This is a genomic window from Pseudomonas sp. NPDC090752 (genome assembly GCF_055584805.1).
Genome location: NZ_JBVJLI010000012.1, coordinates 116,490 through 130,611 on the forward strand (window position 1 = coordinate 116,490; position 14,122 = coordinate 130,611).

Annotated in this window: 11 protein-coding genes; 9 read left to right on the forward strand and 2 right to left on the reverse strand. The window is 63.0% G+C overall.

All coding sequences use genetic code 11. The features are described from left to right. Positions 1-58: 58 nt before the first annotated feature. The 7 genes from ACZ6YA_RS17380 to ACZ6YA_RS17410 all read left to right on the forward strand — a co-directional run bounded on the left by ACZ6YA_RS17380 (position 59) and on the right by ACZ6YA_RS17410 (position 8,956). Positions 59-1,114 (forward strand): GlxA family transcriptional regulator, encoded by a 1,056-nt coding sequence (locus tag ACZ6YA_RS17380; RefSeq protein ID WP_465898334.1) that lies wholly within the window; start codon positions 59-61, stop codon positions 1,112-1,114. Between the two features lie 83 nt (positions 1,115-1,197). Further along, complete coding sequence (locus ACZ6YA_RS17385; RefSeq protein WP_465898335.1) at positions 1,198-2,403, forward strand: NAD(P)/FAD-dependent oxidoreductase; 1,206 nt, start codon at positions 1,198-1,200, stop codon at positions 2,401-2,403. A gap of 224 nt (positions 2,404-2,627) precedes the next feature. Further along, a complete protein-coding gene (yghU, locus tag ACZ6YA_RS17390; protein WP_465898336.1) occupies positions 2,628-3,467 on the forward strand; it encodes a glutathione-dependent disulfide-bond oxidoreductase in 840 nt (279 codons plus the stop codon). A gap of 137 nt (positions 3,468-3,604) precedes the next feature. After that, complete coding sequence (locus tag ACZ6YA_RS17395; RefSeq protein WP_465898337.1) at positions 3,605-5,308, forward strand: amidase; 1,704 nt, start codon at positions 3,605-3,607, stop codon at positions 5,306-5,308. 86 nt (positions 5,309-5,394) lie between these two features. Further along, positions 5,395-6,312: a pyridoxal-phosphate dependent enzyme gene (locus ACZ6YA_RS17400; RefSeq protein ID WP_465898338.1), complete on the forward strand. Its 918-nt coding sequence runs from the start codon at positions 5,395-5,397 to the stop codon at positions 6,310-6,312. A gap of 268 nt (positions 6,313-6,580) precedes the next feature. Beyond that, positions 6,581-7,678 (forward strand): carboxynorspermidine decarboxylase, encoded by a 1,098-nt coding sequence (locus ACZ6YA_RS17405; protein WP_465898339.1) that lies wholly within the window; start codon positions 6,581-6,583, stop codon positions 7,676-7,678. Positions 7,679-7,711: 33 nt separating this feature from the next. Next, on the forward strand, positions 7,712-8,956 hold the full coding sequence (locus tag ACZ6YA_RS17410; RefSeq protein WP_465898340.1) for a saccharopine dehydrogenase family protein: 1,245 nt from the start codon (positions 7,712-7,714) through the stop codon (positions 8,954-8,956). Positions 8,957-9,001: 45 nt separating this feature from the next. Here the strand turns inward: ACZ6YA_RS17410 and ACZ6YA_RS17415 are convergent, their stop codons facing one another. Then, on the reverse strand, positions 9,002-10,048 hold the full coding sequence (locus ACZ6YA_RS17415; RefSeq protein WP_465898341.1) for a class I SAM-dependent methyltransferase: 1,047 nt from the start codon (positions 10,046-10,048) through the stop codon (positions 9,002-9,004). Positions 10,049-10,200: 152 nt separating this feature from the next. After that, positions 10,201-11,778, reverse strand: coding sequence for a malate dehydrogenase (quinone) (mqo, locus tag ACZ6YA_RS17420; RefSeq protein ID WP_465898342.1), 1,578 nt, complete (start codon positions 11,776-11,778; stop codon positions 10,201-10,203). Positions 11,779-11,919: 141 nt separating this feature from the next. On the opposite strand from mqo, the gene ACZ6YA_RS17425 reads away from it, so the two are divergent. Further along, on the forward strand, positions 11,920-13,140 hold the full coding sequence (locus tag ACZ6YA_RS17425; RefSeq protein ID WP_465898343.1) for a putative DNA modification/repair radical SAM protein: 1,221 nt from the start codon (positions 11,920-11,922) through the stop codon (positions 13,138-13,140). Next, entirely contained in the window at positions 13,131-13,973 is an 843-nt protein-coding gene (locus tag ACZ6YA_RS17430; RefSeq protein WP_465898344.1) for a TIGR03915 family putative DNA repair protein, read from the forward strand. The genes ACZ6YA_RS17425 and ACZ6YA_RS17430 overlap by 10 nt, the downstream gene beginning before the upstream one ends. Positions 13,974-14,122: the final 149 nt, after the last annotated feature.

The window sequence follows — 14,122 nt, forward strand, 5'->3', positions numbered from 1 at the left end:
TTGCCTAGGCGCCCCGAGGCTGCACATACTGCGGTTTTGGCGATGCACAGACACAACCATGACCGATATCGCAGGCCAGCTAGACCCGCCGCTCAAGCCCGTCGACCCTCCACGAGTGGTGGTCTTCGTGGCCTACGAGGCCATGGGCCTGCTCGACCTCAGTGGCGCCCAAACCGTGTTCTGGGCTGCCACCAAAGCCATGGCCGAGCGCGGTTTGCCGGGTTACCGCCTGCACACCGCCAGCCTCGAAGGTGGCCTGCAGCCAACCGCGGAAGGCTTGACCGTCGCCACCGAACGCCTGGATGACATAATGGCCCAGGCGGTCGACACATTGATCGTGCCCGGCGCCCCGGACATCATCCGCGCCCTGCCCGGCCATGGCCCGCTGATCGCCTGGTTACGCCGCGCCAGCCTGCACGCCAAACGTACCGCCTCGGTGTGCAGCGGCACTTTTCTGCTGGCCAGCGCCGGCCTGCTCGACGGCCGCCGCGCCGCTACCCACTGGGCCATGTGCGAGGTGCTGCGGCGCGACTTCCCGGCAGTGCAGGTGGACCACGAATCGATCTTCGTCCAGCAGGACACGGTGTGGACCTCGGCGGGCGTGAGCGCCGGCATCGACATGGCCCTGGCGCTGGTCGAACTGGACTGTGGACGGGACGTGGCCATGCAGGTGGCGCGCGAGCTGGTGGTGTTTCTGAAGCGCCCGGGCGGGCAGGCGCAGTTCAGTGAACTGCTCAAACTGCAAGGCCAGGACTGCGCCGAGTTCGAGGCCCTGCACCTGTGGCTAAACAATCACCTCGGCGACCCGCAACTGACCGTCGAGCGCCTCGCCGAACAGGCGCACATGAGCCTGCGAAACTTCACCCGTGTGTACAAGGTGAAGACCGGCCGCACCCCAGCCAAGGCCATCGAGGTGTTTCGCCTGGAAGCCGCCCGGCGCCAGTTGGAAAACACCGACAAACACATCGAGCAAGTGGCCCGGCAATGCGGGTTCGGTAATGAAGAGCGCATGCGCCTGGCCTTCCAGCGTCACCTGGCGGTCACCCCGCGCGACTACCGCGCCCGCTTCGCCCGCAGTGTGCCGCTGGCCGAAATTCAGGGTTCTTTGGCCTAGGGTGTGTTGCTTCGTCGCCCGTAGCATCGTTGTCCGCCAACAAGGGCTACCTTGTTCTATCCGGTCCTTCCAGGAGCACAACGATGAAAAACATCCTGATCATTGGCGCAGGCTTCGCAGGCCTGTGGAGCGCTCTAAGCGCCATCCGCCAACTGGACTTGCATGACCGCAAGGATGTAACGGTGACAGTGCTTGCGCCGCAGGCCGAGCTGCATGTGCGCCCACGCTTCTATGAACCCGAAGTGCATACCATGGCCGCCCCCCTGCAGGAGCTGTTCGAAGCAGTGAACGTGCGTTTCGTGCAAGGCACGGCATTCAAGGTCGACGAAGACCGCAAGCAGGTGAAGTACCGTACCCACAGTGGCACCGAGTGCGAACTGGGCTATGACCGCCTGATCATGGCCTGCGGCAGCGTGCTCAACCGTCCTGCCATGGCTGGCATCGAGCATGTCTTCGATGTCGACAAGATCGACAGCGCCGCGCGCCTCGAAACTCACCTCAAGTCGCTGGTCGATCTGCCCGACACCCCCGCGCGCAATACCGTGGTCATTGCGGGTGGCGGCTTTACCGGTATTGAAACCGCTACCGAACTGCCATCGCGTTTGCGCAACATCCTGGGGGATGAGGCAATGCTGCGCGTGGTGGTCATCGACCGTGGCGCGAAAATTGGTGCAGCCCTGGGCGACGGCATCCGCCCGGCCATCGAAGAGGCATCCAGGGAGCTTGGCATCGAATGGATCTGCGGGGCCACCGTGGCCTCGGTGGACCGCGACGGTGTGCTGCTGGACAACGGCCAGCGCATCGACGCAAAAACCGTGGTGTGGACCGTGGGCTTCAGGGCCAATCCGCTGACCGAGCAGATCAGTGGCGAACGCGACCGCCAGGGCCGGCTGCATGTGGACGGCAACCTCAAGGTCAAGGGCAACGATGCGGTGTACGCGGCCGGTGATGTGGCTTATGCGGCGTGCGATGACGTGGGCAACTACGCCGTGATGTCCTGCCAGCATGCCATCCCACTGGGGCGCTACGCTGGCAACAACGCGGCAGCCGAACTGATCGGCGTGGCGCCGATGACCTACAACCAGCCCAAGTACGTGACCTGCCTCGACCTGGGTGCCTGGGGCGCGGTGTATACCGAAGGCTGGGAGCGGGCCGTGTCGCCACCGACCGACAAGGCCGAGGCCAAGGTGCTGAAGTCGCATATCAACTCAATCTGGATCTATCCGCCAGCGGCCGTGGACCGTGCAGCGGCACTGGCAGCGGCAGACCCGACCATTCCGGTGGCCTGACTAGCGCTTTCGCGGGCAGCCCGCTCCCACAGGTACACCGCCGCTTTCGAGAACGGTGAAATACCTGTGGGAGCGGGCTTGCCCGCGAAGAGGCTAAACACGCGTGCGGCACTAAGCACCTAATGCCCGCGCCCAATGCATTTGCACATCGCCCAGAACCCATGGCATAGATGCAGGTCCAGTCTGTGCATGAACCGCATTTCGCCCTTCAAGGAGTTCCAGGCATGAGCAAGCCCCCCTACGTCCCGCCCAAGGTCTGGCGCAACGACGCAGCCTCCGGCGGCCAGTTCGCCAGCATCAACCGCCCGATCGCCGGCCCTACCCATGACAAGGCGCTGCCCGTCGGCAAGCAGCCGCTGCAGCTGTACTCCCTGGCTACCCCCAACGGTGTCAAAGTCACCATTCTCCTTGAAGAACTGCTCGCCCTTGGCCACAACGGCGCCGAGTACGATGCCTGGCTGATTCGCATTGGCGAAGGCGATCAATTCTCCAGCGGCTTCGTGGCGGTAAACCCCAACTCGAAGATCCCCGCCCTGCTCGACCGCAGCGTAGAGCCGCCGGTAAGGGTGTTCGAATCGGGCTCGATCCTGCTGTACCTGGCTGAAAAGTTTGGCGCCTACCTGCCAAAAGATCCCGCCGCACGTACCGAAAGCTTGAGCTGGCTGTTCTGGCAGATGGGTTCGGCACCCTACTTGGGTGGTGGCTTTGGCCATTTCTACGTCTACGCCCCAGAGAAAATCGAATACGCCATCAACCGCTTCACCATGGAGGCCAAGCGTCAGCTCGACGTGCTTGAGCGCCGTCTGGCGCAAAGCCGCTACCTGGGTGGCGACGAATACAGCATTGCCGACATCGCCGTGTGGCCATGGTACGGGCAACTGGTGCGCGGCAACCTGTATGGCGCTGCGGAATTTCTCGCGGTAGAGGAGTACCCGCACGTGCAGCGCTGGGCTGAAGAAATTGCCCAGCGGCCAGCCGTGCAACGGGGTACGCGGGTCAACCGCACCTGGGGTGATGAAGGCACTCAGGTACCAGAACGGCATTCGGCGGCAGATCTGGACTGATGCAAACGGGGCCGTCTTGCGGCCCCAACAATGCCCTGTTGCAAAAATCCGTTTGCCCCCGCGCAAACCTGCGTCCCCCGCGCCCTTCTTGTACACTCCTCGCAAAAGCCCCCACCTGCACAATTTTTGGTGAACGCATGATCGAGGTAACCGAGGTTTCCATTGCCGAGCTGCGCGACGCGCTCGCAGCAGGCCGCACGACGGCGGTCGAGCTGGTCAAGGCCTACCTGGCGCGTATCGATGCCTACGATGGAGCCGATACCGCCACTGCCTTGAATGCCGTGGTAGTGCGCAATCCAGAAGCACTCAAGGAGGCCGAAGCCTCCGACGCCCGCCGCGCCCGTGGCGAACTGCTCGGACCGCTCGACGGCATCCCCTACACCGCCAAGGACAGCTACCTGGTCAAAGGCCTGACCGCCGCTTCCGGTAGCCCGGCGTTCAAGGAACTGGTCGCCCAGCGCGACGCTTTCACCGTCGAGCGCCTGCGCGCCGGCGGCGCCATCTGCCTGGGCAAGACCAACATGCCGCCCATGGCCAACGGCGGCATGCAACGTGGCGTCTATGGCCGCGCCGAAAGCCCGTATAACGCCAACTACCTGACCGCACCGTTCGCCTCTGGCTCATCGAATGGTGCCGGCACCGCCACCGCGGCCAGCTTCAGCGCCTTCGGCTTGGCCGAAGAAACCTGGTCGAGCGGTCGTGGTCCTGCTTCGAATAACGGGCTGTGTGCCTACACGCCTTCGCGCGGGGTGATCTCGGTACGTGGCAACTGGCCGCTGACGCCGACCATGGACGTGGTGGTGCCGTACGCCCGGACCATGACCGACCTGCTGGAAATCCTCGATGTCGTAGTCGCCGACGATGCCGACCCACGTGGCGACCTGTGGCGCCTGCAGCCTTGGGTGCCGATTCCAGCCGCCTCCGACGTGCGCCCGGCGTCCTACCTGGCCCTGGCAGCTGATGCCAGCTCGCTCAAGGGCAAGCGTTTCGGCGTGCCGCGCATGTACATCAATGCCGATGATCAGGCAGGCACTTCCGAAAAGCCCGGCATCGGTGGCCCGACCGGCCAACGCATCAACACCCGCGCCAGCGTCATCGACCTGTGGAAGCAAGCGCGTCAAGCCTTGGAAGCGGCCGGCGCCGAAGTATTGGAAGTGGACTTCCCGCTGGTCTCCAATTGCGAAGGCGACCGCCCGGGCGCACCGACCGTGTACAACCGCGGGATCGTCAGCAAGGAATTTCTTCACGACGAACTGTGGGAATTGTCCGGCTGGGGCTTCGATGACTTCCTGCGCGCCAACAACGATCCCAAGCTCAACCGCCTGGCCGACGTCGATGGCCCGAAGATCTTCCCCCATGATCCCGGCACCCTGCCCAACCGTGAGGATGACCTGGCAGCGGGCATGGATGAATACGTCAACATGGCCAAGCGCGGCCTGAAGACCTGGGATCAGATCGAAACCCTGCCCGACGGCTTGCGTGGCCTGGAAGCCACCCGCAAGCTCGACCTGGAAGACTGGATGGACGCCCAAGGCCTGGACGCGGTGCTGTTCCCCACCGTGGCCGACGTGGGCCCGGCCGATGCCGACGTCAACCTGGCCTCGGCGGATGTCGCCTGGAGCAACGGTATCTGGGTAGCCAACGGCAACCTCGCCATCCGCCACCTGGGCGTGCCGACCGTCACCGTGCCGATGGGCGTGATGGCCGACATCGGCATGCCGGTAGGCCTGACGTTTGCCGGCCGCGCCTACAGCGACAACAACCTGCTGAGCTTTGCTGCGGCCTTCGAGGCGACCGGCTCACGCCGCATGGTCCCGCCGCGTACGCCTGCGCTGGGCTGACCGTCCTGGCCCCATTGCCGCTTGCCGGCAGTGGGGCCAACTGGTATGACCTCCTTCTTTTGGTATCAAGCAAACGGAAGGCTGCCATGACCCTGCACATCCACACCCCCCTGATCGAATCCCGCCCGCTGTCGCTGGCTGCCGGCCGAACGGTCTGGCTCAAGCTCGACGCTCTGCAGCCTTGCGGCTCGTTCAAGCTGCGCGGGGTGGGCCATGCCTGCGAAGTTCACCATGCCCGTGGCGCCCGCCACTTCGTATCCTCGTCGGGTGGCAACGCCGGCCTGGCCGTTGCCTATGCCGGGCGCAAGCTGGGCGTACCGGTCACCGTAGTGGTGCCGGAGACTACCACTGCACGCGCCAAGGAGCTGTTGCAGCAAGAAGACGCCAAGGTGATCGTGCATGGCAGTTCCTGGCAGGAGGCCAACGCGCTGGCGCAAACCCTGGTCGGGCCTGACGATGCCTTTATTCACCCCTTCGATGATCCGCTGCTGTGGATGGGACATGCCAGCCTGGTCGATGAAGTCGCTGCCAGCGGGTACAAGCCTGATGCGGTGGTGCTGTCGGTTGGCGGCGGCGGCTTGCTCAGTGGCGTGGTCGAAGGCCTCAAGCGCAATGGCTGGAACGATGTGCCGGTGCTGGCGGTGGAAACCGAAGGGGCCGCCTCGCTGCATGCTGCAGTGCAGGCCGGCCAGCCGGTGGAGCTGGAGCGTCTCGCTTCGGTGGCAACCTCGCTGGGCGCCAAGCGTGTGGCCGACCAGGCGTTGGTCTGCGTGCGTACGCATCCGGTGCACAGCGTGCTGGTCAGTGATCGCGCGGCGCTGGAGGCGTGCGAGCGCTTCTTGGCTGACCATCGGGTGTTGGTTGAGCCGGCTTGTGGTGCGGCGCTGGCGTTGGCTTATGAGGCAGGCAATTTGCACGGCTACGAGAATGTGCTGATCGTGGTTTGCGGCGGCGCTACGGCGACGCTGGGGCAGATTCAGGAGTGGTTGAAAAAGCTCGACTGAGGCTGCCTGCTCCGGCCTCTTCGCGGGGCAAGCCCGCTCCCACAAAAATTGAGGCGCACCCCGTCCTGTGGGAGCGGGCTTGCCCCGCGAAAGGGCCGGGACAGCAGGATCGTCACACAGGCCTGTTCCAATGAGCCCGCCGCCCAGGGAAAAATCCCCGCCCAACGGTAAAGACTACGACGAAATGCTTATCTCGCCCTTTCGATCTGTATCAAGTGAAGGCACAATGCGTGTCCTTTTTTTGGCCGGCCTGGCCGGGGGCCTTTAAATGATCAAGACGCCGTACTACCTCATCGATAAAACCAAGCTGCTGAGCAACATGGAGAAGATCGCCTACGTGCGTGAACACTCCGGTGCCAAGGCGCTGCTCGCCCTCAAGTGCTTCGCCACCTGGTCGGTATTCGACCTGATGCAGCAGTACATGGACGGCACCACTTCTTCGTCGCTGTACGAGCTCAAGCTCGGCCGCCAGAAGTTCGCCGGCGAGACCCACGCCTACAGCGTGGCCTGGGCCGACGACGAGGTCGAGGAAATGCTCGATAACTGCGACAAGATCATCTTCAACTCGATCGGCCAGTTGCAGCGCTTCGCCGACCAGTCCGAAGGCAAGGTCCGCGGCCTTCGCGTCAACCCGCAGGTGAGCAGCTCCGACTACCTGCTGGCCGACCCGGCCCGCCCGTTCAGCCGCCTCGGCGAGTGGGACCCGGAGAAGATCGAAAAAGTCATCGGGCAGATCTCCGGCTTCATGTTCCACAACAACTGCGAGAACGGTGACTTCGGCCTGTTCGACAAGATGCTCACGCACATCGAAGAACGCTTCGGCCACCTGCTGCACAAGGTCGAGTGGGTCAGCCTGGGTGGCGGTATCCACTTCACCGGCGAGGACTATGCTGTCGATGCCTTCTGCGCACGCCTGAAAGCCTTCTCGCAGCAATACGGCGTGCAGGTCTACCTGGAGCCGGGCGAAGCCGCCATCACCAACAGCGCCTCGCTGGAAGTGACCGTGCTCGACACCCTGTACAACGGCAAGCACCTGGCCGTGGTCGACAGCTCGATCGAAGCCCACCTGCTCGACCTGCTGATCTACCGCCTCAACGCCAAGATGGCTCCCAACGATGGCGAGCACACCTACATGGTCTGCGGCAAATCGTGCCTGGCCGGTGACATCTTCGGCGAGTACCAATTCGATCGTCCGCTGGCCATCGGCGATCGCCTGTCGTTCATTGACACGGCGGGCTACACCATGGTCAAGAAAAACTGGTTCAACGGTTTGAAGATGCCGTCCATCGCGGTCAAGCAACTCGACGGCAGCGTCGAAGTGGTGCGCGAGTTCGGTTTCGAAGACTACGTTTCCAGCCTGTCGTAAGACAGGCCTTTAAAGTAAGGAGCTAAAGGTAAATTGAAGAAGAACGTTCTTATCATTGGTGCAGGAGGTGTCGCCAAGGTGGTGGCCCACAAGTGCGCGCAGCACAACGACGAACTCGGTCGTATCGCTATCGCGTCACGGAACATCTCCAAATGCCAGGCCATCATCGACAGCGTCAAGGCCAAGGGTAGCCTCAAGGTACCCGCCGACATCCAGGCCTTCTCGCTCAACGCCCTCGATATCGAGGCGACCAAGGCTCTGATCCGCGAGACCGAATCGCAGATCGTGATCAACGTCGGCTCCGCCTTCCTCAACATGTCGGTGCTGCGTGCCTGCATCGATACCGGTGTCGCCTACCTGGACACCGCAATTCACGAAGAACCGGGCAAGATCTGCGAGACGCCGCCCTGGTACGGCAACTACGAGTGGAAACACCTCGAAGAATGCCAAGAGAAGAACATCACCGCCATTCTGGGTGTCGGTTTCGACCCAGGTGTGGTGAACAGCTACGCAAAACTTGCGCAGCAACAGTATTTCGACAGCATTGATTCGATCGATATTCTCGACGTCAATGCTGGGTCCCATGGCAAGTACTTCGCCACCAACTTCGACCCGGAAATCAACTTCCGCGAGTTCACCGGGCAAGTCTGGAGCTGGCAGAACAGCCAGTGGACCAGCAACACCATGTTCGAAGTCAAGCGTACCGACGACCTGCCGGTGGTGGGTTCGCAGAACCTGTACCTGACCGGTCACGACGAGGTCCACTCGATCTCGAAGAACCTGAACGTGCCAAACGTGCGCTTCTGGATGAGCTTCGGCGAGCACTACATCAATGTGTTCACCGTCCTGAAGAACCTGGGCCTGCTCTCCGAGCAGCCGGTCACGACCGCTGAAGGCCTGGAAGTGGTGCCGTTGAAAGTGGTCAAGGCCGTGCTGCCTGATCCAGCCTCCCTGGCCCCCGGCTACACCGGCAAGACCTGCATCGGTGACCTGGTCAAAGGCACCAAGAATGGCCAGCCGCGTGAAGTGTTCATCTACAACGTGGCCGACCACGAAGAAGCCTTTGCCGAGACCGACAGCCAGGGCATTTCCTACACCGCCGGCGTACCGCCAGTGGCTGCGGCCCTGCTGGTTGCCCGTGGCGAGTGGGATGCCAAGCGCATGGTCAACGTCGAGGAACTGCCTGCCGAGCCGTTCCTCAAGGCGCTGGACGTCATGGGCCTGCCGACCCGCGTGAAAGATGAAAAAGGCGATCGTCCGTGGGACGCTGAAGCCTAAGCAGTAAGACGGGGCGCCAACAGGGCGCCCCTTCTTTTTGGCCGGTTATTTCCTGGCTTCCAAAATCAGATTGAATGGCGTCTGCGTCGCCCGCCGAAACCGCGTGAACCCCGCCTCCTCGAACACCGCCCGCAAGCGCGCCTCTCCAGCCTGGGCGCCCAACCCCAGCCCCACCTCCTGAGACAGCGAGTTCGGTGTGCAGATGAATGTCGACGCCGCATAGAACAGGCGCCCAACCGGTGTCAGGTTGCCGTCCAGTGAATCCTCGGCATAGGGTTCCACCAACATCACCGTGCCGTCAGCCTTCAACGCCTTGTATGCATGCCGGGCCGCGCCGACAGGATCGCCCATATCGTGCAGGCAGTCGAAGAAACACACCAGGTCGTGGTCATGCCCCGGATAATCCTTGGCCGACGCCTGCTGGAAGCTTACGCGTTGCGATACGCCAGCCTCGCAAGCACGCTCCCGAGCCGTGGTGATCGACGGTGCGTGATAGTCATATCCTGAGAACGTAGAGGCTGGAAACACCTGGGCCATCACCAGCGTCGAAGCACCATGCCCACAACCGACATCCGCTACCTTCGCCCCAGCCTGCAGCTTGTCGACTACGCCTTCGAGCGCTGGCAACCACTGCGCCACCAGGAAGGTTCTGTAACCTGGCCGAAAGAACCGCTCGGTGCCGCTGAACATGCACGGGTGATGGTCGCCCCAGGCCAGCCCGCCGTCACCGCGCATGGCCGCCACCAGCTTGTCCTTGTCGTGAAAGAGCGCGGCCACCACCGCCGCGCCTCCGGCCATATAGGCCGGCGAGTCTTCCAACGCCAGCGCCATGGCCTGTTCTTCGGGTAACACGAAATTGCCCTGTTCATGGACCATGTAGCCCGACGCCGCTTGGGCGTTGAGCCATTCGCGCACCAGCCGAGGGTGGCAGCCGGTCTTCGCTGCCAGCGCTTCAGGGGTGATCGGCTGGCTGTCGGCCATGGCTCGATACAACCCCAGCTCGTCACCGAGAATCACATTGGCCAGTGTCGCCGCAGCGCCCATGTCGCCGACCAGCTTGCCCATGAAGTCGTGAAGCCTTGCCTCGTCCATGACCTGCCCTCCTCTGCAAGAAGGCCACCGTCAGCAAGGGATGTCCGGTCCGGTGAGGCGATGGTCGGATGGATGGTGAGGGCTCGCCGCTGGGGGAGCAGCGGCGGGCTGGTTGTAAGTTTAGATGTCATGTTGGAGCGAGGCGACCCCGATCACTGCGTATCAGCCATACCCGGCGGGTTCAACTGCAACACCTCATTGGTATACGCCCACTCTTTCTGCACCTCATCCGGATGATCGTTCAGGCGCATGCCATAAGACGGAATGATCTGCCTGATCTTGGCCTGCCACTGCGGCGAAGCCAGCTTGTCCTTGAACACCTTGCCCATCAGGTCCAGCATGATCGGCGGCGCCGTCGAAGCGCCCGGCGAAGCGCCAAGAAGACCAGCGATGCTACCGTCCTTGGACGTCACCACCTCAGTGCCCAGCTTGAGCACCCCGCCTTGGCTGTCGTCCTTCTTGATGATCTGCACCCGCTGGCCGGCCTGCCACAGGCGCCAGTCTTCCTTCCTCGCCTCTGGGAAGTAGGTGCGCAAGGCCTCGAAACGGTCATCATCCGACTGCAGCACCTGGCCGACCAGGTATTGCACCAGATCGAACTCACGCACGCCGACGCGGACCATCGGCCAGGTGTTGTGCACGCTGACGCTGGCGAACAGGTCGAGCAGCGAGCCCTGCTTGAGGAACTTGGTCGAGAAGGTTGCGAACGGCCCGAACAGGATCATCCGCTTGCCGTCGAGCACGCGGGTGTCCAGGTGCGGGACCGACATGGGCGGCGCCCCGGATGCGGCGATGCCGTAGGCTTTGGCCATGTGCTGCTGGGCAATGGCCGGGTTGTCGGTCACCAGGAACGAACCACCGACCGGGAAGCCGGCATAATCCTTGGCTTCGTCGATGCCCGACTTCTGCAGCAGCGGCAGCGCCGCACCGCCGGCGCCGATGAACAGGAATTTGGCATCGGTGCTGGCAGTATTGCCGTCCTTGAGGTTCTTGTACTCGACGTGCCAGGAGCCATCATCATTGCGGGTGATGTGCTCGACCTCGCTGGAAAGCTTGAGATCGAAGTTCGGCCGATTCTTCAGGTAACCCACGTACTGGCGGGTAATCTCGCCGAAGTTGACGTCGGTGCCGATGGGCGTCCAGGTCACGGCCAGCTTCTGGTTGGGGTCTCGGCCCGCCATCATCAGCGGCACCCACTTGCGGATCTGCTCGTGGTCTTCGGAGTACTGCATGGGCTTGAACAGCGGGCTGGCTTGCAGCGCCTCGTAACGCTTCTTCAGGAACTTGATGTTGTCGTCGCCCCAGACAAAGCTCATGTGCGGGGTGGTGTTGATGAAGGAATGCGGGTCCGTCAATACACCCTGCTTCACTTGCCAGGCGAGGAACTGACGGGTGATCTGGAACGACTCGTTGATCTCCACCGCCTTGCTGATATCAATCTTGCCGTCCTTCTCCGGGGTGTAGTTGAGTTCCGCCAGGGCCGAGTGGCCGGTACCGGCGTTGTTCCAGCCGTTGGAGCTTTCCTCGGCCACTTTGTCCAGGCGCTCGACCATCTGCATCGACCAGCCAGGTTCCAGCTCGTTGAGCCAGACTGCCAGGGTCGAACTCATGATGCCCCCGCCCACCAGCAGCACATCGACCTTCTTGCTCTCGGCAGCCTGGGCATTGACCATGCCGAAGACCAGCGTAAGGCCGGCCAAGGCAAGCTTCGATTTGTGCGTGATGTTCATGACGTCTCCCGCTATCCGTAAAGTCCAGCACAAGCTTAGCTGACGGATTTGGTCAAGTATCGGGAGCCGCCGATCACCGCCACTTGCAATCAAGCCATTCTCAAAATACTGTATGAATATTCAGTATCGTGAGCCCTCCCCATGCAGCTTATCGCCAAGCTCGGCATCCTCGCTGACGCCGCCAAGTACGACGCCTCCTGCGCCAGCAGCGGCGCGCCCAAGCGCAGCTCGCGCGGCAGCGAGGGCCTGGGCGCCACCGATGGCATGGGCATCTGCCACAGCTACACCCCGGACGGTCGTTGCGTATCGCTGCTCAAGGTGTTGCTGACCAACTTCTGCCTGTACGACTGCCAATACTGCGTCAACCGCCGCTCCAGCAACGTGCCGCGGGCGCGCTTCACGCCTGAAGAGGTAGTGCGCCTGACCTTGGATTTCTATCGGCGCAACTGCATCAGTGGCTTGTTTCTCAGCTCCGGTATCATCCGCTCGGCCGACTACACCATGGAGCAGTTGATCCGCGTCGCCCGACTGCTGCGCGAAGAGCACAACTTCCGCGGCTATATTCACCTCAAGACCATCCCCGACGCCGACCCGCTATTGATCGAGGAAGCTGGGCGCCTGGCCGACCGCCTCAGCGTCAACATCGAGCTGCCCACCGATGCCAGCCTCAAGCGCCTGGCCCCGGAAAAACACGCGCACACCATCCGCCAGGCCATGGGCGTCATCCACCAGGGCCAACAGGCTGTGGCGAACGAGCCGAAAGCACCGCGCTTCACGCCGGCTGGGCAGAGCACCCAGGTGATCGTCGGCGCCGATGCCACCGACGACAGCACGCTGTTGCGCAACGCCGAATCGCTGTACCAAGGCTACGGCCTCAAGCGCGTCTATTACTCGGCGTTCAGCCCGATCCCCGACAGTCCCAACAGCGTGCCGTTGGCAGCGCCACCGCTGTTGCGCGAGCACCGACTGTACCAGGCGGACTTCCTGCTGCGCGGCTATGGCTACAAGGCCGGAGAGTTGCTTGGCCAGGAAGGCAACCTGGCCCTGGACATCGACCCGAAGCTCGCCTGGGCGCTGGCCAACCGCGAGGTGTTCCCACTGGATGTGAACCGCGCGGAACCTGCACTGCTGGCACGCATCCCCGGCATTGGCCTACGTAGCGTGCAGCGCTTAGTGGCGCTGCGCCGCGAACGGCGAGTGCGCTACGACGACCTGATCCAGTTGCGCTGCGTGCTCGACAAAGCGCGGCCTTTCATCATCACCAGCGATTACCGTCCGGCCCAGGGCGAGCTGCGCAGCGGCCTGCTACGGGCGCGCCTGCGCGAGCCGCAGGCCCCCGTGCAGATGGGGTTGTGGGGGTGATAGCGCTCGATTGCGATGATCTGTTTGCCACTTGGCGCGACCAGGCGCGCACGCTGCTCGGCCACGGTGTAGACCCGGCCGAAGTGAGCTGGGCGCAGGGGCCGATCGACGACCTGCTGGCGGTGCCGCAACCGCTGCCTGACGGCCCCGGCCCTTTTCGCGCCAAGGTGCCGGCAGCGCTGTTGAGCCTGCTGGAGCAAGCCGCACGCTACCGTGGCGAGCAACGGTGGAACCTGCTGTACGACGTGCTATGGCGAGTAGCCCATGGCGACCGCACGGCGATGCTTGCGGGAGACCGGTTGGGCAGTGAATTGCACCGGCGCATCAAGCAGGTCAGCCGGGAAGCGCACCACCTGCATGCATTCGTGCGTTTCGTGCCATTACCGGAGGCGCTTGCCGAACAGCTGCAACTGGATCTGGTGGCTTATCACGAACCAGCCCATGACATTTTGCACAGTGCCAGCGCGCATTTCGCCGATCGCCTTGGGCGCCAACGCTGGTTGATCGCAACGCCGCAGGATGGTATTCGCTATGACGGCGAGGATTTCGATTATCGGCGCAGTTGCCCAGACGATTGGCGGCAATGGGCACGCAATGCTGATGATCCTGGCGCCGAATTGTGGCTTACCTATTACCGGCACATCTTCAACCCCGCGCGTCTCAACCCGGATGCTTTGCGTCTGCACATGCCTGGGCGGTTCTGGCGGCATTTGCCCGAAGGGATGCTGATTCCCCAACTTGAGGGATTAGCGCGTCAGGGCAAGCAGCGCGATGGGCAGGCGGTTGAAGTGGCCAGCCAGCGCGGCAAGCAGATTACCCAGCCCAACGATTGAGGGTGCCTTTCCGGGCCTCTTCGCGGGGCAAGCCCGCTCCCACAGTTAACTCACCGAATCCAAAAGCAGTGGAGTGCCTGTGGGAGCGGGCTTGCCCCGCGAAGAGGCCGGCAAAGGCACAACAGGCTCTAGTCCGCACCCCAATTGTG